General features: G+C 71.5%; 20 protein-coding genes. 11 read left to right on the top strand and 9 right to left on the bottom strand.

The genetic code is table 11. The features are described from left to right. Window positions 1-59: 59 nt before the first annotated feature. Both ACIHFD_RS52570 and ACIHFD_RS52575 read left to right on the top strand, forming a co-directional pair. Window positions 60-269, top strand: a complete 210-nt coding sequence (locus tag ACIHFD_RS52570) for a DUF2530 domain-containing protein (protein ID WP_350738492.1) — start codon at window positions 60-62, stop codon at window positions 267-269. Window positions 270-362: 93 nt separating this feature from the next. After that, window positions 363-1,811, top strand: coding sequence for an alpha/beta hydrolase (locus ACIHFD_RS52575; protein WP_397373311.1), 1,449 nt, complete (start codon window positions 363-365; stop codon window positions 1,809-1,811). 51 nt (window positions 1,812-1,862) lie between these two features. Here ACIHFD_RS52575 and ACIHFD_RS52580 read toward each other — a convergent pair whose 3' ends face one another. Continuing rightward, window positions 1,863-4,895: a sacsin N-terminal ATP-binding-like domain-containing protein gene (locus ACIHFD_RS52580; protein ID WP_397373312.1), complete on the bottom strand. Its 3,033-nt coding sequence runs from the start codon at window positions 4,893-4,895 to the stop codon at window positions 1,863-1,865. Between the two features lie 56 nt (window positions 4,896-4,951). Further along, entirely contained in the window at window positions 4,952-5,755 is an 804-nt protein-coding gene (locus tag ACIHFD_RS52585; protein ID WP_397373313.1) for a DUF3027 domain-containing protein, read from the bottom strand. Between the two features lie 137 nt (window positions 5,756-5,892). Between ACIHFD_RS52585 and ACIHFD_RS52590 the strand changes: the two genes are divergently transcribed. After that, entirely contained in the window at window positions 5,893-7,395 is a 1,503-nt protein-coding gene (locus ACIHFD_RS52590) for an MFS transporter (RefSeq protein ID WP_397373314.1), read from the top strand. 11 nt (window positions 7,396-7,406) lie between these two features. Here ACIHFD_RS52590 and ACIHFD_RS52595 read toward each other — a convergent pair whose 3' ends face one another. After that, window positions 7,407-7,802, bottom strand: coding sequence for a cold-shock protein (locus tag ACIHFD_RS52595; protein WP_185068960.1), 396 nt, complete (start codon window positions 7,800-7,802; stop codon window positions 7,407-7,409). Between the two features lie 89 nt (window positions 7,803-7,891). Further along, the gene (locus ACIHFD_RS52600; RefSeq protein ID WP_364263654.1) at window positions 7,892-8,512 is read right to left on the bottom strand and encodes an HAD family hydrolase; all 621 of its coding nucleotides are present in this window, start codon (window positions 8,510-8,512) and stop codon (window positions 7,892-7,894) included. A gap of 101 nt (window positions 8,513-8,613) precedes the next feature. Between ACIHFD_RS52600 and ACIHFD_RS52605 the strand changes: the two genes are divergently transcribed. Next, window positions 8,614-9,009: a hypothetical protein gene (locus tag ACIHFD_RS52605; RefSeq protein ID WP_350738507.1), complete on the top strand. Its 396-nt coding sequence runs from the start codon at window positions 8,614-8,616 to the stop codon at window positions 9,007-9,009. Between the two features lie 56 nt (window positions 9,010-9,065). Then, a complete protein-coding gene (locus tag ACIHFD_RS52610) occupies window positions 9,066-9,683 on the top strand; it encodes a helix-turn-helix domain-containing protein (RefSeq protein ID WP_363970162.1) in 618 nt (205 codons plus the stop codon). Here ACIHFD_RS52610 and ACIHFD_RS52615 read toward each other — a convergent pair. After that, window positions 9,676-10,515: a hypothetical protein gene (locus tag ACIHFD_RS52615; RefSeq protein WP_397373315.1), complete on the bottom strand. Its 840-nt coding sequence runs from the start codon at window positions 10,513-10,515 to the stop codon at window positions 9,676-9,678. The genes ACIHFD_RS52610 and ACIHFD_RS52615 overlap by 8 nt on opposite strands. Before the next feature lie 45 nt (window positions 10,516-10,560). On the opposite strand from ACIHFD_RS52615, the gene ACIHFD_RS52620 reads away from it, so the two are divergent. Further along, window positions 10,561-12,990, top strand: coding sequence for a helicase-associated domain-containing protein (locus ACIHFD_RS52620; protein WP_397373316.1), 2,430 nt, complete (start codon window positions 10,561-10,563; stop codon window positions 12,988-12,990). Between the two features lie 142 nt (window positions 12,991-13,132). Here the strand turns inward: ACIHFD_RS52620 and ACIHFD_RS52625 are convergent, their stop codons facing one another. After that, entirely contained in the window at window positions 13,133-14,560 is a 1,428-nt protein-coding gene (locus tag ACIHFD_RS52625) for a hypothetical protein (RefSeq protein WP_397373317.1), read from the bottom strand. A gap of 351 nt (window positions 14,561-14,911) precedes the next feature. Between ACIHFD_RS52625 and ACIHFD_RS52630 the strand changes: the two genes are divergently transcribed. From ACIHFD_RS52630 to ACIHFD_RS52640, 3 genes are all read left to right on the top strand, one after another. Then, on the top strand, window positions 14,912-16,390 hold the full coding sequence (locus tag ACIHFD_RS52630) for an AMP-binding protein (protein ID WP_397373318.1): 1,479 nt from the start codon (window positions 14,912-14,914) through the stop codon (window positions 16,388-16,390). 93 nt (window positions 16,391-16,483) lie between these two features. Beyond that, window positions 16,484-16,834: a hypothetical protein gene (locus ACIHFD_RS52635; protein WP_350738524.1), complete on the top strand. Its 351-nt coding sequence runs from the start codon at window positions 16,484-16,486 to the stop codon at window positions 16,832-16,834. A 136-nt stretch (window positions 16,835-16,970) separates the two neighbouring features. Next, on the top strand, window positions 16,971-18,617 hold the full coding sequence (locus tag ACIHFD_RS52640; protein ID WP_350738527.1) for a DNA repair helicase XPB: 1,647 nt from the start codon (window positions 16,971-16,973) through the stop codon (window positions 18,615-18,617). A gap of 218 nt (window positions 18,618-18,835) precedes the next feature. Here ACIHFD_RS52640 and ACIHFD_RS52645 read toward each other — a convergent pair whose 3' ends face one another. Further along, window positions 18,836-19,171, bottom strand: coding sequence for a hypothetical protein (locus ACIHFD_RS52645; RefSeq protein WP_350738530.1), 336 nt, complete (start codon window positions 19,169-19,171; stop codon window positions 18,836-18,838). A 418-nt stretch (window positions 19,172-19,589) separates the two neighbouring features. Here ACIHFD_RS52645 and ACIHFD_RS52650 point away from each other — a divergent pair, with 418 nt between their 5' ends. Then, window positions 19,590-21,590 carry a HelD family protein gene (locus ACIHFD_RS52650; protein WP_397373319.1) on the top strand — a complete coding sequence of 667 codons (2,001 nt, stop codon included), beginning with the start codon at window positions 19,590-19,592 and terminating at the stop codon, window positions 21,588-21,590. A 64-nt stretch (window positions 21,591-21,654) separates the two neighbouring features. Further along, the gene (locus ACIHFD_RS52655; protein ID WP_350738536.1) at window positions 21,655-22,185 is read left to right on the top strand and encodes a YbhB/YbcL family Raf kinase inhibitor-like protein; all 531 of its coding nucleotides are present in this window, start codon (window positions 21,655-21,657) and stop codon (window positions 22,183-22,185) included. A gap of 146 nt (window positions 22,186-22,331) precedes the next feature. On the opposite strand, the gene ACIHFD_RS52660 is transcribed toward ACIHFD_RS52655, so the two are convergent. After that, entirely contained in the window at window positions 22,332-22,571 is a 240-nt protein-coding gene (locus ACIHFD_RS52660) for a hypothetical protein (RefSeq protein WP_397373320.1), read from the bottom strand. A gap of 145 nt (window positions 22,572-22,716) precedes the next feature. Then, the coding region (locus tag ACIHFD_RS52665; RefSeq protein ID WP_397373321.1) for a TCP-1/cpn60 chaperonin family protein at window positions 22,717-22,932 on the bottom strand (216 nt) is incomplete at its 5' end.

Consider the following 22,932-nt stretch of genomic DNA (forward strand, 5'->3'; position numbering starts at 1 on the left):
GAGCTGCGGAAAGAGTCGGTAATGAGATCGAGACCCTATTGCAAGCTAGGCTGGACAACGTGAAGCAGTGGCATCCCGATCCGGAGCCGATCAAGACCAACGACACGGCCGCCGTCGCCATCGGCACCGCGGTCTGGGCCGTCGTGCTGGTCGCCCTGTTGATCTTCCGTCCCGCTCCCGAGAACACCTGGTGGATCTGGACCTGCGTGACCGGGATCGGCTTCGGGCTCTTCGGCATGTGGTTCGTACGCCGCCGGCAGCGAAACTGACATTCGTCATCTCCAGCGCTTCGCTGAAGTCATCCGGATGTGGTGTTTTCACCCACTACCTCGGCTTATCCCGGCTTCAGCATGCTTGTCAGCATGAAGAAGGCCATAGGGACAGTCCTCCTGAGCGCGGTGGTGCTCGCCGGTTGCGGCACGGCCGACCGGCCCGCCCAGGAGCCGGGTACGGTCGCGTGGAGCACCTGCACCGACCTCATGGGCCCGGACGGCAATCCGGCGCCCCCCGCCCCCGGCGTCGAGTGCGGCAAGCTCCAGGTCCCGCTCGACCACGCCAGACCGGACGGTGAGAAGATCGGCCTCGCGCTCATCCGCGTCAAGGCCACCGGCGACCGCCTCGGCTCGCTGGTCTTCAACTTCGGCGGCCCCGGCGCGTCCGGCGTGGACACGATGGCGCAGGCCGCCAGGGCGTTCGGGAGCCTGGGCACCCGCTACGACCTGGTCAGCTTCGACCCGCGCGGCGTCGACCGCAGCTCCGGCGTCAGGTGCGGCGGCCAGATCGCCAAGCTGCTCGCGTCGACGACCGAGGCCGACGGCGACCGGCTGGCCGGGGAGTTCGCGGCGGCGTGTCAGCAGGACTCGGGCAAGCTCCTGCCGTACGTCGGCACCGTGAACGCCGCCAAGGACCTCGACCTGCTCAGGGCCGCGCTCGGAGACAAGCAGCTCAACTATTTCGGCCTCTCGTACGGCACGCACCTCGGCGCCGTGTACGCCACCCAGTTCCCCAAGAACGTCGGCCGGTTCGTCCTGGACAGCGCCTTCGACCCCACGGTCACGTGGGAACAGCGGGCGGTGACGCAGGCGGAGGGCTTCGACCACGCGTTCCAGGCGTTCGCCGAGGACTGCGTGGCGCAGAGCTGCGAGCTGGGCGCCGACCCCGCCGCCGTCGAGAAGGCGGTCGTGGGCCTGCTCGACGGGCTCAAGGACAAGCCGCTCAAGGTGGGGGACCGGGAGCTCACGTACGGGCTGGGCCAGCTCGGCGTCATCACCCCGCTCTACGCCAAGGCGACCTGGCAGGTGCTGGAGCAGGCCGCCGCGGCGGCGATCAAGGGCAACGGCACGGCGCTGCTCATGCTGGCGGACGCGTACACGGGGCGCAGGGCCGACGGGACGTACACGACGATGATGACGAGCCTGCAGGCGATCAGCTGCGCCGACACCGCCGAGCGGCCCACCGCCGACGACGTCGCCAAGGTCAACGACCGGGTGGAGAAGATCTTCCCGGTCCTGTCGGTGGAGGGCTCGGGCGCTCCCTGCGCCCACTGGCCGGTGCCGGGCGACGACGCGGCCAAGCGCATCGACGCGACCGGCTCCGGGCCCATCGTGGTCATCGGCGGCAAGGGCGACCCGGCCACGCCCTACCAGTGGGCCACCCGGCTCACGGACCAGCTCAAGACGGGCGTCCTGGTCACGTACGAGGGCGAGGGCCACGGGGCCTACCTGACGGGCAACGCGTGCGTCATGCGGACGGTGGACGCGTACGTGCTGGAGGGCAAGGTGCCCGCCAGGTCCACCGCCTGCGCGGCCTGACGCTCCGGGGAGGCACCACGGGGGCGCCTCCCCACCGGCGGTCAGGACAGGTCAGGACAGGTCGGACTCGGCGAGCAGGAGGGGCACCGACTCCGGGTCACGCAGCAGCGCGGCCACCGCCAGCCGGTCGTTCCACTGGCCGGTCGCCCAGGCCAGGCCGCGGGCGAGCCCGTCGAGGCCCGTGCAGTGGACCATGCCCTCGAAGAAGCGCCACGTGCACTCCACCCCGTCCACCAGCAGCTTCTCGTGCTCCACGTAGCTGGTGGGCGCCGTCGGCAGCAGCGCCTGCACCTCCGGGGGCACCGGGCGCACCTGGCCCTGCGAGGTGACCTCCCCGGAGGTCAGCTCCCCGGCCAGCGGCAGGTCGAGCAGCTCGGACAGCGACTCCGCCAGGTCGTACGGGGCCAGCACGAGCGGCCGGTCCACCACGAGCTGCAGCAGGTCGGGCGCCTCCACCACCACCGCGTCCTCCGCGGCGGCCACCGCGATGGAGCCCGCCAGGACCGCGCGGACGCGGGACGGCGGGGCCACCCGGGACGGATCCACGCCCGCCAGCGCGATCCACAGGGCCCGCAGCTGCGCCCGGTCCACCTCGACGGCCGGGTCGGCCATCAGGTCAAGAAGCTCCTCGGGGCCTCCGTGGGAGGCGAGCAGCTCGGACAGCGTCGTGCGCACCCCGAGCATCGACAGCGCGGCCTCGTCGAGCCCCGCGGGCGCGTCCGCGTAGAGGCCCTGGAGCAGCGGGTCGGCCCCGGGCAGCCGCAGCTCCAGCGGCTTGCGGCCGTCGAGCACCGGGTGGTTGGCCAGCCACCACGCCGTGTAGGACGGGACCTCCACGCCGGCCACCCGCAGCGGGTGGAGGGCGGCCCGCAGCGGCGGGCGGCTCAGCAGCGCGAGGGCGGCCGGCCAGTCGGCCACCAGCTCCAGGTCGCGCACCGCCAGGAACTCCGGCACCATCGGCGGCACGCCCAGCTCGGGCAGCAGGTCGAGCACGTGGTCGAGCCAGTCGTCCTCGCCGTCGAGGTCGTGGTCGCAGTCGTCCTGGTCGAGCAGCACGTCCGCCTCGTGGACGGTCGCGAACCCGTCGAGCACCCCGGCCGCGGCGAGCACCCGCGCGCCGTACTCCTCCTCCAGCTCGGAGGCGGCCACCCCGAGGTGCGTGCCGGGCTCCAGGAGCCCCGCCAGCGCCCCGTCGGCCAGCATCAGCTCACCGGCGGGGTAGAGCTCGCCGTCGGTGCCGCGCAGGGCCAGCTCGGCCAGCCACGGCGCCTCGCCGGGCGCCAGCGCCGAGGCCTCCACCAGCGACAGCACGGCCCGCGCCACCGGCTCCGGGTCGGGGCTGTCGAGCGACTGCGCGACGGCGGCCTTGGTCAGCGGGTCTTCGAGGATCGTGCGCGGCGTGGCCTCGGCCGCGCCCAGCCTGAGCAGCGCGGGGTGGGCCGCCTCGGGGTGCACGATGCGCAGCCCCAGCGGGCTGAGGTCCAGCTCGGCCCCGCCGTCGGTGAGGATCAGCGTGCCGCGCGGCCCGCGCACCAGCCGGCCGTCGGTCAGCGGCACCGGGAGGGCGCCCAGCGACTCGGGATCGTCGGCGGGCAGCACCTCGTAGAGCGAGCGCCACCACGACGGCTCGCGCGCCTCCACGGCCTCGCCCGACAGCAGATCGATCACGTCGGCCAGCTCGACCCTGCGCACGCCCAGCGCGGCCATCGCCGGATGCCTGGCGGGCCATCCGGCGGGCAGCAGCCCCGGCACGAAGTCGGCGACCGCCGCGAGCAGCTCGGCGGAGCCGGCGGCCACCACGGCGGCCTCCTGGCCCGCGACCACCCACCCGTCGTCGCCGGGCTCACGGGCGGGGTGCTCGACCTGCCACTGCGCGTCGGGCTCGTAGACCTCCGCGTCGGCGAAGGACGGGGTCTGCACGGCGGGCGCGGGCGCGGACAGCGCCGGCAGCAGCGGCGTCGAGGGCAGCCTGGCCAGCACGGCCCGGCGGATCCTGGCGTCCAGCTCGCCCTTGCCCATCAACGACGGCACCAGGTCGAGCAGCTTGGGCGTGCGCGGCAGCTCCTGGAGCAGGCGGACGTAGGCGTCGGCCACCCGCTCGACCAGGAAGTCGGTCAGCGGCCCCTTGGCGAAGTGGCGCCGGTCGGTGGCCATCGGGAACGACGCGATCAACAGCGCGGGCAGGTCGAGCGGCTCGTCGCTGGGCGTCGGCGCGTGCACCACCGGCGGCACCGCGGCGGGCAGCGGCCCTGGCTCGCCGGTGCCGGTGAGCGGCACCGCCCAGCGCAGCGACCAGTAGGGGCGGGCGCGCTCCTCGGTGGGCCGGTCGGCGAAGAGCCGGCTCACCTCCTCGGCCGTGAACTCCCCCGACTCCGAGACCACATGCCAGCCGTCCGCGGCCACGGTGCGGACCGACCCGTCGAGGTCGATCTCGATGGCCTCCAGCGCGGGCATGCCGAGCAGCAGCGCCGGGCTGGTCTCGGCGAGCATGACCCGGACCGCGTCCACGCAGACCGGGTCGCGCAGCGGCAGGTGTACGACGGTGTCGAAACCCTCGGGCACGTCGAGCGGCGGCGCGTCGAACGGCAGCCTGAGCAGGGGAACGTGCCCCGAACGGTCGGCCAGCTCGCCCGCGAGCGCGGGGATCTCCGCCACCGCGGCCGTGGTCTCCGAACGCGACCAGCGGACCGCGCCGCTGCCGCGCGAGCAGATGGCGGGCTCGTCGCAGACCGAGACCACCGCGGCGAACCCGACGCCGAACCGCCCGGCCGCGCCCACCTCGTCGCGTTTGCCGGAGACGCGCAGCGTCGACAGCCCCTCGACACCGGTCGCGTCGAGCGGGGCGCCGGTGTTGGCGGCCGTCAGCACGTCGCCCCTGAGCGTCAGCCGCAGCACCCCCGGCACACCCGCGCGCAAGGCCGCGTCGGCGGCGTTCTGGGCGAGCTCGACGATCAGCCGGTCCCGGTAGCCGCCGAGCGCGAAGTCCTCTTCGGCGTTGGCGTCTTCGCGGAACCTCGCGGGCGAGGCCGTCCACGCGGAGAGGACGGCGGCTCGCATCCGGTCAGTGCCATAGGTGTCGGTCATCGATCACGATCCTGGTAGAGGGGTAACGGCCACGCGTAGGTTAGCGGCCTGCTCTGTCAGGAATGGCCGAGTTCTTCGGAGGCCGACTCGTCGACCGAGCCCGCCTCCTCCTCCATCAGGTCATAGCCCAGGTCGTCGAGGATCGGCGTGGCCTGCTCGACGGTCGGCGGCAGGACGGCGGCCTCGGAGTGGGCGCCGCAGCCGTGGTCGGCGGCGACGACCTTGCCGTCGTCAGGAGCGTACTCATTGGCGCAGACCCCGAACGTCTGCCGCAAGCCACCCGCCAGCGGCCAGTAGAAGCCGCAGGTGGAGCATTGCGCGGGAGCGGCGTGTGCGATCGGTGTGTGCGGCCCGTGCTCGCCCGAATGCCAGCGTCTGGCCGCCAGGTCCTTGCCGATGGCCGAGAGCACACGTGCCCGGCCCAGGCCGTACTCGAAAACCGCCTGATGGTCGCCGCTGTCGTCGTCGGTCTCGGTGAAGCCCGGCGCGAGCCTGTCGTCGTCTTCAGGGGTCGGCAGCAGGTCGCCCACGCCGAGGTCGCCGGGGCGCAGGCGCTCGCTCCACGGCAGCCACTCGGGCGCGAGCAGCGCGCCCGAGCCGGGCAGCAGGACGGCCTCGCTGACCGTGACCTTCTTGGCCCGCGAGGCACGCGTGACGGTGACGGCCCAGCGCCAGCCGCGGTATGCCCGGTCGAGACAGGCGAAGTAATGGGTGACGATCCGGTCGCCCTCGCCCTCGAACCCGAGGTGCTCACCGGGCTCGCCCGGCCACGCGAGCTCCTCGGCCGCGCTGCGCGCCAGATCGACCGCGGCGACACAGGCCTGGTCGGGAGCGGAGACGCGGGCCCTGGTGCGGCTCATCGGGGGCCCTCCGCCGAAAGGTGCTGTTCGCTCACACTTCATTCTCACCCATGGGCGGACCTGAGAGTCCCACAACGGGGGATCCCGCACCGAGATCGCGGACGAATCAGGTAAGACTGGTATGCGTGGAGGGAGGCTTGGGCCGGGCACGCGACATCTCGCGGCGGGTGGCACGCGGGGCCGCCGACGCGGGACGCGCCACCGTGCGCGCGGGCAGGGCCACGGCCGGCGGCACGGCCAGGGCGGGCAAGGCCACGGCAAAGGGCGCGCGAAAAGTCGGCAAGGCCACCCGGCGCCTCACGTACGCCAACGGCGCCGGCCGCACCGGGCTCGGCCGCCTGATCGAGCTGTCGGCGGGCAACAGCGCGAGTGACGCGCTGGTCACGGTGGCACTGGCGAGCACGGTGTTCTTCGGCGTGCCCGTGGGCGAGGCCCGCGGCTCGGTGGCCCTCTACCTGGTCATCACGATGCTGCCGTTCGGGCTGCTGGCGCCGTTCGTGGGGCCGATCCTCGACCGGTTCAGGTCGGGGCGGCGCTACGTGATGGCGGGCACGCTGTTCGGGCGGGGGCTGCTCTGCTTCGCGATGGCGGCCGCGGTGGGCCCCGGCGACCTGCCCACGCTGTTCATCGGGGCGCTGGGCGTGCTCGTGCTGTCGAAGGCGTACAACGTGTCGCGGGCCGCGATCATGCCGAGCGTGCTGCCCGCGGACATCACGCTGGTGTCGGCTAATGCGCGGGTGGCGCTGTTCACGTTAGTCTCCGCGGGGGTCGCGGTGCCGCTCGGCGCCGGGCTGACCGCCTGGCTGGGCAGTGCGCTGGTGCTACGCGTCGCGATGGTGGCCTTCCTGCTGCTGGGAGTCGCCGCCGTACGCCTGCCGCGCCACATCGACTCGCCCGACCTGGAGGAGGAGGGAGCCGCGCCGCGCTGGCGCACCCTGCTCAAGGTGGGCCCCGCGGTGGCCGAGGCCGTCTGGGCCAACGTGGCGCTGCGCGTCTTCTCCGGGTTCCTGCTGTTCTTCCTGCTGTTCCTGGTGCAGGACAAGGCGGTGCCCTGGCTCGCGGCCGGGCAGCTGCAGGATCCGTTCTTCGACATCCCCAAGACGATCGCGCTGCTGGCGGCCGCGGCCGGGCTGGGGGGCCTGGCCGGCGCCGCCGTGGCCAACTGGACGCGTAATCACTCGCCGCAGCTGATCGTGCTGGTCACGCTGGCCGTGACCGTCGTGACCAGCATCGCGACCGCGATCTTCTTCGGCCTGTGGACCGCGCTGGCCATCTCGCTGGTCACGGCCTTCGCACAGGAGCTGGGCAAGCTCGCGCTCGACGCGATCGTGCAGCGGGAGATCGGCGAGGAGGTGCGCTCGTCCACGTTCGGCGTGGTCGAGGCGATGCTCCAGCTCGCCTGGGTGTTCGGCGGCCTGGTCGGGCTGGTGCTGTCACTGTCGGAGAGCAGCCTGGCCGGGCTGGTCACGCTGGCCGTCGCGCTGACGGCCACGCTCGGCTGGCTGCTGATCGCCAGGCGGCGGCGCGTGCGGGCGACCGACGACAAGCTGCGCAGGCAGCGGGCCGAGGCGGGCGGTCAGGAGCTCCAGCTGACCGACACGCTCGACCCGACCAAACCGCTCACCAATCCGAACACCTGACGCCGGGGGTCTCAGGCGTCGAGGTCGTCGGCGACGGCCCTGAGCACCTGCGCGATCTTCTTGGCGTGGGCCGCCTCCGGGTGCTTGCCCCGCTGGTAGGACGTCGAGACGTCGTCGAGCAGCTTGATCAGGTCCTCGACGATGACGACCATCTCATCCGGCTTCTTCCGCTTGGCCTTGGGCTTGGGCTTGGCCAGCGTCGGCGGCTGCTCGAGGATCCGCACCGAGAGCGCCTGCTGGCCGCGGCGCCCTTCGGCCACGCCGAACTCGACCTTCTGGCCGGGCTTGAGCGGGGCCGCACCTGTGGGAAGCGCGGAGGAATGCACGAAGACCTCACCGCCGTCGTCGCGGGTGAGGAAGCCGAAACCCTTGTCGGCGTCGTACCACTTGACCTTGCCACTCGGCACAGGAGGACCTCGTTCAAACAGTCGAAAAGATGGATGGATGTAGGTTATGCCCCGGAGCGCGCCAGGGCGACCGGGTAAATCCCGGGCAATTACCGGAGTTCATCATGCTTGCGCCAACCTGCGAACCAGGTGGCGAATTCGGTCAGGTTGGCCAGCGCCACATCGGCTCCGTGTTCACGCAGCTCTCCTGCCGTGTATGGACCGGTCGCGACCGCCACGCTCACGGCGCCGCCCGCGCGCGCCGCCTCGATGTCCGCGACATGGTCACCAACATAAGCCGCCGCGCCGAAGCGCGCGAGTGCCGATCCCTTCGCGGCTCCGAAAACGGAACCGACCACTTCGTCCACGGCGAGACCGAGCACCTTGACCGTGCCGATGGCGTCACGCAGGTTCTTGCCGGTCACCACGATCACCCGGCCGCCGCCTGCGCGTACGGCCTCGATGGCGTCGTACGCGCCTGCCATGGCCGTGTGCACCGGCACCCCTATTTGCGGATATATCTCCCTATAAAGGTCGGCGGCCGCGGCGACCTCCTCGGCGGGCAGCCAGTTGGCCAGCTCCACCTCCAGCGGCGGCCCCAGCCGGGTCACCACCGCGGCCGAGTCAATGGGCACGCCCAAACGCACGGACAGCTCGTCGTAAACGGCCGCGATGCCCTCTCGCGTGTCCGCCAATGTCATGTCAAGGTCGAATCCAACGGAAGTCGTCACATGTGCAGGATGCCAAACGCCGTCCAACGACCCGTAACGGCCTCTTGTTGTGGGACCGTGGGAATGGGAAGAAAGGAATTACTTATCGGAGAGGACCGGCCGTGACCAACGCCCCCCAACCGCCGCACGCCGGAGACCGGCTCGTCGCCTCCTCCGCCCCGCCGCGCCCGCACAGACCCGCCCGGCCCGGCGGCCCGACCGTGACGGTCTGGACCCGGACCGTGTCGGCCCTGGCCTATCTGGTCAAGGTCGCCTCGCGGATGGCGGCGCTGGTCGTGATCCTGTACGCGGTCTTCACGGTGTTCAAGGCCAACCCGGCCAACGTCTGGTACCAGTTCGTCGAGTCGCTCGCAGGCTGGCTGTCGCTGGGCCTGGCCAACCTGTTCCAGCTCGCCGACCCGCGCTGGACCGCGCTGGTCAACTACGGCCTGGCCGCGATCGTCTGGCTGATCATCGGCTCGGCGCTGGCGGGCCTGATCCGGCGCGCCGCTCCGTAAGTGCGGTCCCCGCCACACACTGCGACTACTCTCAAGGCGGAGGTAACAGGATAGATATGACCAGATCGACCCGTGCGCGGATCATCGATGAGGCCCTGCGGCTGTTCGCGGAGCGGGGCTACTCCGCCACCTCCGTGGCGGAGATCGAGGCCGCCTCAGGGCTCTCGCCCGGAGCCGGCGGGCTCTACCGGCACTTCAAGTCCAAGTACGAAGTGCTCGCCGCGGCGATCAACGAGCACGCCGCCCGCACCAGGAGCCAGGTGGCGGAGAGCCTGGCCGAGCTGAGCAGCATGGAGGCGTCGGCGGCGCTCGAAGATCGCCTGTCCCACCTGTGCCGCGCCGGGCTGGCCAAGGTCCGCGAGGAGTCCGAGCTGACGCGGGTGTTCTTCCGCGACCTGAGCCAGTTCCCCGAGCTGGTCGCCGTGGTCAGGGAAGGGCTGCTGCAGCCCATGTTCGACGCGATCGTCACCTGGTTCAGGGCGCAGCCCGAGTACAAGGACGTCGAGGTCGACTGGGCCGGCATCTCCGTGGTGCTGGGCGGCTCCGTGGTGCACTACCGGCTGTTCCAAGAGACGGTGGGCGAGCTGCCGGGCTACGCGGACAAGGACCAGTTCGTCGCCGGGTGGGTGCGCCTGGCGGTCGGCCTGCTGCCCAGCCCCGCGCCGGTCAGCTGACGTCGAGCAGCCGGTAGGCCAGCCACACCACGCCCAGCCCCGTACCGATCATGAACATGGTGCCGCTGACGCTGTAGAACTGCGCGAAGAACGCCTGTAACCCCGGCTCGCTCCCCACCCGCAGGCCACCGACGAGCACACCGCCCGCCGAGTAGCCGAGCAGCGGCGCCCCGATCCCGAGCAGCTTGTCGCGCAGGCTCCAGCTCTCGCTGAACAGCACGAGCACCGCCCCGGCCGCCCACACCAGCACGGGGATCTCGAAGATCGCCACCGGCGGCAGGTCGAACGGCAGCAGCAGCGCGGCCACCACGAGGACGACCATCGCGGCGGCGTCGCGCGGATGCTCCTTGACCAGGGTCCTGGCGTCCCTGCCGCCGGTCGCCATGGGGTTCGCGCTGGACATGGCCATCCTGCGCAGCCCGGCGAACGGCAGGCCCCGGCCCCTGCCGAGGCTCTCCCTGGCGATCCTCCGGTACGTCTGGACGCCAGGGGGCGCGTCGGCGTCGTCCACGATCGTGGGGAAGCGCCGCGTGGAGCTCTCGTCCCCGGACGGCTGACCCTCCTCGGCGGAGCCCATGGGGGTGCGCATGGTGGGGGCGCCCGCCTCGGCGAGCCGGCGTGCCTCGCGCTCCACCAGCGCCACCGGGTCGCCGAACCTGGCCAGCACCTTCGACACCTCGCGCGCGTTCTGGCTGCCGCGCCGCTCCTCCTCGATCCTGGCGCGCAATCGCTTGGCGAAGTCGAGCCGCTGGTCGGCCCTGAGCACGCCGTGGGCGGCATCGGCCGCCTTGGAGACGTAGTTCAGGACGAGCTGGTCCGCGCGCTCTATCACGTCAAGCAATGCTGCCCCAATCAGGTGGGACATACCATGGCAACGATGGAGTTCACGGAGTGGATCAGGGGGCGCACCGACGAACAGCTGCGGGCGCTCGTCTCCGCGCGGCCCGAGCTGATCACTCCGGTGCCCGCGCATCTGGAAGGTCTGGCGTCGCGGGCGGGCAGCCCGTCGGCGATCGCCAGGGTGCTCGACCGGCTCGACCGTTTCACGCTGGCGGTCGTCGAGACGCTGGCCGTACGGGACGGGCCGATACCCAAGGAGCGGCTGCGCGAGCTCGTGGCCGCGGCCCTGGCGGACGATGACGCGGAGAGCGGCGCGCGTGACGCCGAGCCCGCGCTGTCGGCCGCGCTGGACCGGCTGTTCGAGCTGGCGCTGGTCTTCGGGCCCGACGACGCGCTCGACCTGGGGCCCGGCGTGCGCAAGGTGCTCGAGGACCCGGCCGGGCTCGGGCCGAAGGCGGTCGACGCGTTCCGGCATCACGCGCCCGAGCAGCTCGACGAGATGGCCGACGAGGTCGCGCCGGGCACCGAGGGCTCGGGCAAGGAACGGCTGGCTGCCGCGCTGGCGGAGCCCGCCGCCCTGGTCGGGTCCGTCTCACCCGAGGCCAGGGGCGCGCTCGACCAGCTCGCCTGGGGGCCGCCGACCGGGCGCGTGCCCAACGCCAGGCGCGAGGTGAGCGTGGCCTCCGCCCGTTCGCCCATCGAGGAGCTGCTGGCCAGAGGGCTGCTGGCGGCCACCGGCGAGGAGAGCGTGACCCTCCCCCGCGAGGTCGGCCTCTACCTGCGTGGCGGCCGGGTGCACCGCGGCCTGCTGGCCCTCCCGCCGCCGCTCGAAGGGACGGCGCGCGACCGGAAGCTGGCCGATCGTACGGCGGCCGGGCAGGCGTTCGCGTTCGTCAGGTCGGTCGAGGAGCTGTGCGAGCGGTGGAGTGTCGAGCCGCCCGGCGTGCTGCGTACCGGCGGCCTGGGCGTGCGCGACCTCAAGCGCGCGACGGGCGAGCTGGACCTGCCCGAGTGGGCGGCGGCGCTGGTCATCGAGGTGGCGCACGCGGCCGGGCTGATCGCGGCGGGGGGCGGCGTGGACGGCGAGTGGCTGCCGACCTCCGGCTACGACCTCTGGCGGGTCAGGGCGACCGCCGACCGGTGGGTCACCCTCGCGCTCACCTGGCTGCACATGGACCGTGTACCGGGCCTGGTCGGTGGCCGGAGCGCAGGAGCTCGCCAGGAGAGAGCGGGCGGAGCGATGCCAACGAGTGGCGAAGCGGGCGCGACCATCAAACGCAGCGACGAGCGCGACAGGCCGTTCAACGCCCTGCACACCGACCTGCGCCGCTCCTCCGCGCCCGGGGTCAGGGCGGCCACGCTGGGCGTGCTCGCCGCCGCGCCCGGCCTCGCGCCTTCGCGTGACTCGGTCCTCGAACGGCTGGCGTGGGAGCAACCGCGCCGCCGGGGGCCGCTGCGCGAGCAGCTCACCGAGTTCGCGCTGCGGGAGGCCGAGCAGGTCGGCGTGACGGGGCTGGGCGCGCTGTCGGCGCACGGGCGGGCGCTGCTCGAAGGCGGCGAGCCCGCCGAGGTGCTCGCGCCGCTGCTGCCCGAGCCCGTCGATCACGTGCTGCTCCAGGCCGACCTCACCGCCGTCGCGCCGGGGCCGCTGACGAGCGAGCTCAACCGCTGGATGACGCTCACCGCCGACGTGGAGTCGAAGGGCGGGGCCACCGTCTACCGGTTCAGCGAGAGCTCGATCCGGCGGGCGCTCGACGCGGGGCACGGGGGCGAGGAGCTGGTGTCGATGTTGACCCGCCACTCGGCCACGCCGGTGCCGCAGGCGCTGTCGTACCTGGTGACCGACGTGGCCAGGCGCCACGGGCGCATCCGGGTGGGCACGGCCAGCGCGTACATCCGCTGCGACGACCCGGCGCTGCTCGACCAGATCACCGCCGACCGGCGCTCCACCGCGCTGCGGCTGCGCAGGCTGGCCCCCACCGTGATCGCCTCCCGCTCGTCCAGGGCGGCGCTGGTCGACTCGCTGCGTGCGATGGGGTACGCGCCCGTCGCCGAGTCGCTCGACGGCGACGTGATCATCTCGCAGCTCGACAGCCGCCGTACCGAAGGGCTGGCCCCGGTCCGCGCCGTGGCGTCGCCCAACGGCCTGGACCCGGAGGTGGCGACGGCGGCCGTGCGCGCGCTGCGGGCCGGTGACGCGGCGCACCTGGCGCGGCGCGAGCCCGTGGACGCGCCGGGCGGGCAGGTGCCGCGCGGGCCCGCGACGGCCACGATCTCGGCCCTGCAGGAGGCGATCAAGCAGGGGGTACGCGTGTGGATCGGGTACCTCGACTCGCAGGGGAACGCGACCTCGCGCATCCTGGAGCCGGCTCGGATGGAGGGCGGCTACCTGACCGCCTACGACGAGACCCGGGCCGCCGTCCACCGATTCGCCCTCCACCGCATCACCGGCGTCGCCGGCCTCTGACCCCGGCCTCCGCCGCGCCGAAGTCCCGGCGCGCGGGGGTCCCAGCGGGGGCCCCGGAGCGTTGAGGTCTCGATGCGCGGGGTCCCGACGCGCGGGGGCTCGCCGGGGTCCCGCGGCCCCGGCGAGCGTCATCGGGGTGGGGTCAGCCGTCCGTGGCGAGGGTCGCGGACAGCGCGGTGACCGTCCGGGCCCGGGCGTCGTGGCACCGGCCCGCGTGCTCGGCCAGCAGCGCCGACGCCCGTCCCGCCACACCCGCCGAGGGCCCGCCACCGGATTCCAGCCGCCGCAACCGCCGCACCGCGTCGGCCGGATACCGGACGGACAGCCCGCCGCCCAGCGCCACGGCCGCCGCCGTGGCCCGCGGGTCCAAGGGATCGGCCGTCCAGGCGAGCGCGATCCTGAGCGCCTCGGTGGCGAGCGTGTCGTCGGCGCACATGTACGACAGCGCGTCCCCCGCCGCCAGCCGCTCCGCGTTCCCGCCCCGCGCCCACACGTCCAGGAACTCCAGCTGGGCATCCTTCAGCGAGTACGCCGCCAGCAACGCCACCCCCTCCGCGGCCCGCGTCCGGACGTCGGCCCCCTCCCAGGCCAGCGACCGCACCCATTCGCGCAGCGGCTGCCACAGCCAGAACCCGTACCGTCCGACCAGCTCCGCGAGCACCTGCCCGCGGTGGTGCGGCACCCGGAACGCGACGCGGCCCTCCTCATGGGCGACCAGCGGATGGGACACGCGCGGCACCCGCCGTTCCTGCGCCTGGCAGATCCTCTCAAGCCTGGCGAACTGCCGCTCGAACACCGGCCCGCCCACCCCGTGCAGGAACGCGAGCGCGGCCACCTCCCGCACCTCGTGCAGCAGCGGCTTGGTGTCGAACCAGGCCGCCACGTCCTCCCCCGAAGGCTCGTCGTCCCCCACCAGCCGTCCGGCCAGGCGCACGACCTCGGCCGGCGTCGGCAGGGTCAGCGCCAGGTCCCGGGCCCGGGCGAGCTCCTCGGGGCTGTGGCCCGCGCGCAGTCCGTACGCCCTGAGGCACAGGTCGAACAGCTCCCCCGGCTCAGGCACGCCCCACGGCTGCTCCACCTCGGCCGCCTGGGAGGGGACGCCGTTCCTGGTGATGACCAGGTACGAGCCCAGCTCGGCCAGCTTGCGCGCCAGGTTGAGCAGCTCGATCCTGTCGGTGCTCTCGGCGATCCAGTCGTGCAGCAGGTACGCCCGCCCCGGCTCGTACTCGGTCCTGGACAGCAGGTCGGCGGCGCTGCCGGCGGGCGACAGCACGGTGATCGTGCTCTCGGCCAGGGACATCCGGGAGAGCAGGGCGATGGCGCCCAGTCGTTTGCCCGTCTCCTCCTCGCCCACGAGGACGAGCAGGTGGCGGACGCTGAGCCGGCGTACGGCCTCGGGGAAGCAGCCGGGCTCCAGGTAGGAGCGCAGGAGCGCGTCGGCGTCCCGTCGCTTCAGGTCTCTGGTGACCGGCGCGGCGAGCGGCCGCAGGTGCTCGTACACCGTTAAGAAGCTCTGGCCGAGCGTTATGTCATCGAGGTCGATCTCGCCCGATTCAGGCGTTTCGGTCACGAATTCACCTCAGGGTTGACTGGAAAGTTTTCTACAGAAAATAACTACGCCTAACAAGTTTCTTCTTTTACTACGAAGAGCTCGCAGAGCGTCACCAAAGCCACCCTGACCTGGTCTTTCGCGTGACGTTCGCGTTCGGGGCCGCTTGACGCGGACATGTCGATCATGACTTCCCTTGCCTCGGCAGGCCCCATGGCCCCTAGATCTTCCACCATTACACGATCTAGGCCAACAAGAAAACACGAACGACTATAGAGGGAGATATGTTGTCATTTACCAGTCAACTGGGCCCCGTCCACCATGACTAGTCAAGGGTTGACGGCGTGACCACGATCGCATCAGGTTGGGCATGTGACCGAGCAAACGCTGGGCCAGTTGGCCGAGGAGTCCTGGGGCCGCTTCGACGATCACGACGCGACGTTCTACGAGGGCGTCTGGCACCGCAGCCACGCGCTCGCCGAGCGGGCGCGCCGGATGTGCGGCGGGTTCGCCGAGGGCGGGATCGGGCCCGGCGACCGGGTGGTCGTGATGATGGCGAACTCCCCCGAGGTGCCGCTGATCTACCAGGCGCTGTGGGCGGCGGGCGCGGTGGTCACTCCGGCGGTGTTCCTGGTGGGCGCCGACGAGCTGCGGCACATCCTGCTCGACAGCGGCGCGTCCGCGATCGTCACCTCGCCCGAACTGGTGGAGACCGTACGGGCCACCGCCGTCGATATCCCGATTTTTGTGGACACGGCCGAGCTGGAACGGTCAGCCGAACGCGGCCCGGCGACCAGGGACCCCGGCGATCTGGCCGCTCTGATGTACACCGGCGGCACCACGGGCCGGGCCAAGGGCGTCATGCTGAGCCACGGTGGCCTCTGGCGGGTGGCCAAGGACGTCTGGGACATGTCCCACCAAGAAGGGAAAAATCGTGCTTTGGTGCCCGTGCCGCTCTCGCACGCGTACGGGCTGATCATCTCGGTCGCCTCGATGCACGCGACGGAGCCGCAGCAGGCGGTGCTGATGCGCTGGTTCGAGCCGAAGACGTTCCTCGCGCTGGCCGCCGAGCAGCACGTCCAGTACGGCACCGTCGTACCCTCCATGATCCAACTGCTCCTCGCCGAGCCGCTGGAGTCGCACCCACTGCCCGACCTGTCCTTCCTCACCTGCGGCGCGGCGCCGCTCGGCAGGGACGTGCTGGAGGAGTTCGAGCGCAGGGTGCCGGGCGTGCAGATCCTCGAGGGGTACGGCCTGACCGAGACCAGCGCGGTGACCACGTTCAACCCGCCGGGCAGGCGCAGGGCCGGCAGCGTCGGCCTCCCGCTGCCCGGCTACACGATCGCCATCCGCGACGGCGAGGGCGAGGAGCTGGAGGCCGGGGACGTCGGCGAGATCTGCGTCTCGGGCGAGGCGCTGATGCTCGGCTACTGGGGCGAGCACGAACCCGACCCCGAGGGCACCGCGCTGATCGGAAGGGAGCTGCGCACCGGTGACATCGGCTGCGTGGACGACGACGGCTACCTCTATGTCGTGGACAGGAAGAAGGACCTGATCATCCGGGGCGGCTTCAACGTGTTCCCCCGCGATGTCGAGGACGCCCTCAACCGCCACCCCGACGTGGTGGTCTCGGGTGTCGTGGGCCGCCCGGAGCCGCGGATCGGCGAGGAGGTAGTGGCGTTCGTCCAGCTCAGGCAGGACGCGACGGTGACGGCCGAGGAGCTGATCGAGTGGGCCCGCGAGCGCGTGGGGCGGGTGAAGTATCCGCGCGAGGTGAGGTTCGTGGACTCGGTGCCGGTGACGAGCGTGCTCAAGCTCGATCGCAAGGCGCTGCGGGCCCGCCTCGACTGACCGCCTTCGGCCTGGCGATCCATGGTGGGATCTCACAGCGCGGTCAGGCGCGCCTCCTTTCCGTGATAAGTGTTGACGTGTCTGGAGGTGAACATGAGCCAGGAAGATCCGTCGGGCTACCCGTACCAGCCTTATGGCGCCCCCTACGGCGAGCAGCCGCCGCCGCCGTACGGCTACGGTTATCCCCCGCCGCGGCGCGACGACGGGCCCAGCGCCAACGCGATCGTCTCCCTCGTGCTCAACCTCCTCGCGCTCGTCGGTTGCTGCAACTTCCTCGGCCTGCCCGGCGCGATCCTGGCCGGCCTGGCACTCAGCAAGGGCCGCACGGAGCCGCAGGCCGCCCGCACGATGGTGATCTGGAGCTGGATCATGTTCGGGCTCGGCTTCGTGCTCAGCGCCGGCATCATCCTTTTCCTGGGCCTGTCCGGCTATCTCGACGACTGACGGCCGCGGCTCTTGGCCCGTCCGAGGACTAATCCGGGCGCGCGGGTTGTTGGAGTCTCGGAGCGGGAGAGCCAGGATCGGGAGACGATGGTCCTGTTGCGCGAGGCCCCGTACGGAACCCCACGGAGAAAAGCCAGTGAGCGATGGACCGCTGATCGTCCAGTCGGACAAGACACTGCTGCTCGAGGTCGACCACGAACGAGCGAACGACTGCCGTAAGGCGATCGCGCCGTTCGCCGAGCTCGAGCGAGCTCCCGAACACGTGCACACCTACCGCGTCACCCCCCTGGCCCTGTGGAACGCCCGCGCCGCCGGACACGACGCCGAGCAGGTCATCGACGCGCTGATCGGTTTCAGCCGCTACCCCGTGCCGCACGCCCTGCTCGTGGACATCGCCGAGACCATGGCCAGGTACGGCCGGCTGCGGCTGGAGAAGGACCCGGTCAACGGCCTGGTCCTGACCTCCACCGACCGGGCGGTGCTGGAGGAGGTGCTGCGCTCCAAGAAGATCCAGCCGATGCTGGGCGAGCGGCTCGGCGCCGACTCGGTCATCGTCCACCCGAGCGACCGCGGCAACGTCAAGCAGGCTCTGCTCAAGCTGGGCTGGCCGGCGGAGGACCTGGCCGGCTACGTGGACGGCGAGGCCCACCCGATCAAGCTGCTGCAGGACGGCTGGGCGCTGCGGCCGTACCAGCAGGAGGCGGCGGACGCGTTCTGGCACGGCGGCTCCGGCGTGGTCGTGCTGCCGTGTGGCGCGGGCAAGACCATCGTCGGCGCGGCCGCCATGGCACACGCGCAGGCCACCACGCTCATCCTCGTGACGAACACGGTCTCGGCCCACCAGTGGAAGACCGAGCTGATCAAGCGCACGTCGCTGACCGAGGACGAGATCGGCGAATACTCCGGCTCGAAGAAGGAGATCCGCCCCGTCACCATCGCCACGTACCAGGTGATGACCACCAGGCGGAAGGGCGTCTACTCGCACCTGGAGCTGTTCGACGCCCGCGACTGGGGCCTGATCGTCTACGACGAGGTGCACCTGCTGCCCGCGCCGATCTTCCGGATGACCGCCGACCTTCAGGCCCGCCGGCGCGTGGGGCTGACCGCGACGCTGGTGCGCGAGGACGGGCGTGAGGGCGACGTGTTCTCGCTGATCGGTCCCAAGCGGTACGACGCGCCCTGGAAGGAGATGGAGAACCAGGGCTGGATCGCGCCCGCCGACTGCGTGGAGGTGCGCGTCACGCTGACGGACGAGGAGCGGCTGGCGTACGCGATGGCCGAGTCCGAGGAGCGCTACCGCTTCTGCGCCACCACGCCGTCCAAGACCCACGTCACCGAGGCGCTGGTCCGCCGCCACCTGGGCGAGCAGGTGCTGGTCATCGGCCAGTACATCGACCAGCTCGACGAGCTCGGCGAGCACCTCAACGCGCCCGTCATCAAGGGCGAGACCAGGGTCAAGGAGCGGGAGCGGCTCTACCAGGCCTTCCGCGACAAGGAGATCCAGGTGCTGGTGGTGTCGAAGGTGGCGAACTTCTCCATCGACCTGCCGGAGGCCGCGATCGCGATCCAGGTGTCGGGCACGTTCGGCTCACGCCAGGAGGAGGCCCAGCGGCTCGGCCGGGTGCTGCGGCCCAAGGCCGACGGCGGGGGCGCCCGGTTCTACACGGTGGTCAGCAGGGACACGGTGGACCAGGAGTTCGCCGCGCACCGGCAGCGGTTCCTGGCCGAGCAGGGGTACGCGTACCAGATCATCGACGCCGACGACGTGCACGGCGAGGTGTGACGCCCGGCCGCTCGTCTCGAGCGGCCAGGCATGTTCAGCGTGCTGTCACGTCCACGAAACTCCGCGGGCCGAAGACAATCGAACCACCCCCCTCACCTGCGTACTATCACGCCGCCTGCGACATACCCCCATGATCCGACAAACGCACCTGATATGCCCGAATTTTTCGGTATTTCCCGATTGTTACCGATGGGAAGCTTCGAGCCGGCGGGGGCGCCCTACCGCGCCATCAGGCCGCCGAGGAACAGCACTCCCTCCGCGACGACCCAGGCGCCCACCCCCGCGCCCATGACCCGCCCGAACGTGCGCGGGTCCTGCCTGGACCACGGGATGAGCCAGGCGGCCGCCGTGCAGCAGGCGGCGAGCGCGGCGAACAGCCCCGACACCGTGGAGACCGTACCAAGACGTTGGGAGCAGGTCGAAGCGGACTCGCCGCCTTGGCAGAACGCCTCCGATCCCCAGCCCGCAAAGACGGACAACGCCCAGAGGGCGGCGAGCAGGAAGCTGGCGATCGTGGGAATGATCGGCGAAAAACGCAGCTGAATCCGCGCCATCACCTGTCCCTACCCCTCCCCGCAGACCGCTACTCGCCCCGATCATCACCCCACCGCCGCGCTTGGACTCCCCGGCGCAGCGCGACGTCGTTTCGCCCGGTCGAGTATCCCTCCCCCGCCGCACGCCGGTTGCCGACCCGGGCCGGGCGAGCGGACGCGTCGCCCATCGGCCCCGTACCTCACCCTCATGACCGCTCGCCCGACCCGCCGCCGTGCCTGCCCTCCGAGGAACCCTGCCGACGACGCCGGTTGGGCGCCGAGGCTGAGAGCAGCGGCGGGCGAACGGCGAGGACGGTGGGTGGCGCGGCGCGTGGGGGGCCGGAGGGGTAAATGCTTTGGAGGCCGCCCCGCGTCGCCATTAGACTGGCCGATTCGCTGCCTTACCACCTTCGTTTCCGACCCAGGGAGGCGCTTTCGCATGCCCGGACACCAATTGGCCCCCGACATACCCTCCGACGTACTGGCCTCCGAGCAGGCTCACCTGGCCGAGTCCAGGGCCGCGCTCAAGGCGATGCGCGCCCACGCCCAGTCGCTGTCCGCGGACGCGGCGGGTGACTGGGTGTCGCAGCAGATCCTCCAGTCCCTCCTCGACCAGCGCGTGGCCGCGCTGGCCGACCACCCCGACACCCCGCTGTTCTTCGGCCGCCTCGACCGGCAGGCGGGTGACGACCTCCCCGGCACGATTTACGTGGGCCGCCGCCACGTGCACGACGGCGGCAGCAAGCCCCTGGTCATCGACTGGCGCGCGCCGGTGTCCCAGGCGTTCTACCAGGCCAGCCCCGCCGACCCCATGGGAGTCGTACGGAGGCGCCGCTTCGGGTACCACGGCGGCGCGCTGACCGCGTTCGAGGACGAGCCGCTGGGCGAGGGCGGCGAGATCGGCCCGTCGCAGATCCTCACCGACGAGATCGAGCGCCCGCGCACCGGCCCGATGCGTGACATCGTCGCCACCATCCAGCCGGACCAGGACGAGATCGTCCGATCCACCCTGGCCCAGACGGTGTGCGTCCAGGGTGCCCCCGGCACCGGGAAGACCGCCGTGGGCCTGCACCGGGCCGCGTATCTCCTGTATACCCACCGCGAACGGCTCGCCAGGGCCGGCGTGATGATCGTCGGCCCGAACCGCGCCTTCCTGTCGTACATCTCCTCGGTGCTCCCCGCGCTCGGCGAGGTCAAGGTCGACCAGACCACGGTGGGCGGGCTGCTCGGCGAGTACGCCGCAGAAGAGGACCCGATGGTGGCGGCGCTGAAGGGCGACGCCAGGATGGCGGCGGTGCTCGAACGCGCGCTCTGGCTGCACATCGTCAAGCCCGAGGACGGCGTGGTCTTCTCCAAGGGCGCCTACCGCTACCGGGTGGCGGACTACGAGGTACGCGAGATCGTGGCCTCCTTGCGCGGCACCACGCGATACAACCCCGGCCGGGCGGCACTCGCGCAGCGGCTGGCCCACATGGTGCTCGTACGAATGGAGCAGCGCGGCGAATCGCCCGACGACCGGGTGCAGGACGCCGTCGCCAGGTCGAAACCGGTGAAACAGCTCGTCGATACGGTCTGGCCCAAACTAACGCCGGAGCAAGTCCTTTATCGCCTCCTCTCCGACCCAGAATTCCTGACAAAGGCCGCTAAATCCGATTTGTCGCCGGATGAGCAGAAAATGCTTATATGGGGGAAACCGTACCGGAGCTGGAAGTCCGCGAAATGGTCCGCCGCGGACGCCGCGCTCCTGGACGAGCTGCGCGACTTCATGGAGCGCACCCCGTCCCTGGGTCACCTCGTGGTGGACGAGGCCCAGGACCTCTCCGAGATGCAGCTGAGAGCGCTCGGCCGCCGCTGCCGCAACGGCTCGGCCACCGTCCTCGGCGACCTGGCCCAGGGCACGACCCCGTGGTCGACCAGCTCATGGGAGTCAGTACTCCAGCACCTGGGCCAGCGCGAAGGCGAGGTGACGGAGCTGACGCTCGGCTTCCGCGTGCCGCGGGAGGTCCTCGACTACGCCGCCCGGCTGCTGCCCTCCATCGCCCCCGACCTGGCCGCGCCGCGGTCGCTGCGCCCCGGCCTCGGCTCGCTCGCGGTACGCCCCGGAGGCTCGATCGCGGAGGCCGCCGCGGAGGTCCTCACCAGGGAGGGCTCCATCGGCGTCATCGCCCCGGACACCCTGGTCGCCGATGTCTCCCGCGCGCTGACCGGCCTCTCCCACGCCGTGCTCGGCCCCGACTCGGACGAGGAGCACCGCCTCCTGATCGTGCCCGCGACCCTGGCCAAGGGTCTGGAGTACGACCACGTCATCGTCGTGGAGCCCGCGGACATCGTCGCGGCCGAACCCAGGGGCCTGGCCAGGCTGTACGTGGTGCTGACCCGTGCGGTGACCTCCCTGACGGTCCTGCACGACAAGCCGCTGCCGGCCGAGCTGACGGGCTGATCGTCGGCGGGCACGGCCGCTTCTAGGATGACTGAGCAAGGAGCTCTCAACCTAGGAGGATGCCGTGCCAGCACCGCTTCCACATGAACACCTGCCGTCGGTTCCCGCGCTCGTGGTCGAGAGCGACGACATCCAGGACGGCGAGCGGCTGAACGACCTCCACGTCTTCAACGACTGGGGCATGAAGGGCGGTAACCAGTCGCCTCACCTCCGCTGGTCCGGCGCGCCCGCCGAGACCCGCAGCTACGCCGTCACCTGCTATGACCCCGACGCCCCCACGGGCAGCGGCTTCTGGCACTGGGTGCTGTTCGACCTCCCGGCCTCGGTGACGGAGCTGCCGGCGGGCGCGGGCACCGGCCCGGAGCTCAAGGGCCTGCCCGCGGAGGCGGTCCACGCCCGCAACGACTACGGCACCAAGGAGTACGGCGGCGCGGCCCCGCCCCCCGGCACTCCGCACCGCTACGTCTTCACGGTGCACGCCCTCGGGGTCGACAAGCTGGGCGTGGACAGCGACGCCAGCCCGGCGGTGGTGGGCTTCAACATCACCGCCAACACCCTGGCCCGCGGCCACGTCGTCCCGACCTACAGCACCTGACCGCGCCCACGGCCGCACCGCCCTTCCGAGGGCGGTGCGGCAGGCGCGAGAAGGGGAGCCGCCCCACCCGTAACGGGCGGGCCGGAAAAGGGAGACGCCCCACCGCGAAGGGCGGGGCGTCCGAGAGACCGAGAGCGCGGCAGGCGTCAGGCGAACACTGCGCAAGAGGCCCCGAGCTGCGGCAGCAGCTCCTCGACGAGCGGGACTCCCAGCTTGGAGTCGCCGGCCAGCGTCCCCGTGGTCAGGCAGAGCGGCGCCTGCACCACCTTCATGAGCGCACCGGTGATGACCGGGGTGCTGGACGCATGGGCGGGGATGGCGACGGCGGCCGCGGCGGCCGCGCTCAGAATGGCGATGCCGAAAATACGCTTGCTGCGGGAAAGCATCCTCTACTCCTTCGTTGAGGTGTGTGATCACCACCTTTCCTCACTCGGAGTAGTGGATCAATTATGAAACGTAATGGCTGATAAACGAAAACAAGAGCGACCCGGAAAACCGGGCCGCTCTTGTTATGAACAGCGAAGAAAAGACCTAGAAGTCCATGTCGCCGCCGCCCGGCATGGCCGGAGCAGCAGCGTTCTTCTCGGGCTTCTCGGCGATGACGGCCTCGGTGGTGAGGAAGAGCGCCGCGATGGAAGCGGCGTTCTGCAGCGCCGAGCGCGTCACCTTGGCCGGGTCGAGGATGCCCGCCTCGAACATGTTGACGTACTCGCCGGAAGCGGCGTTCAGGCCCTCACCCGGGGTGAG

The sequence above is a fragment of the Nonomuraea sp. NPDC051941 genome (assembly GCF_044593615.1).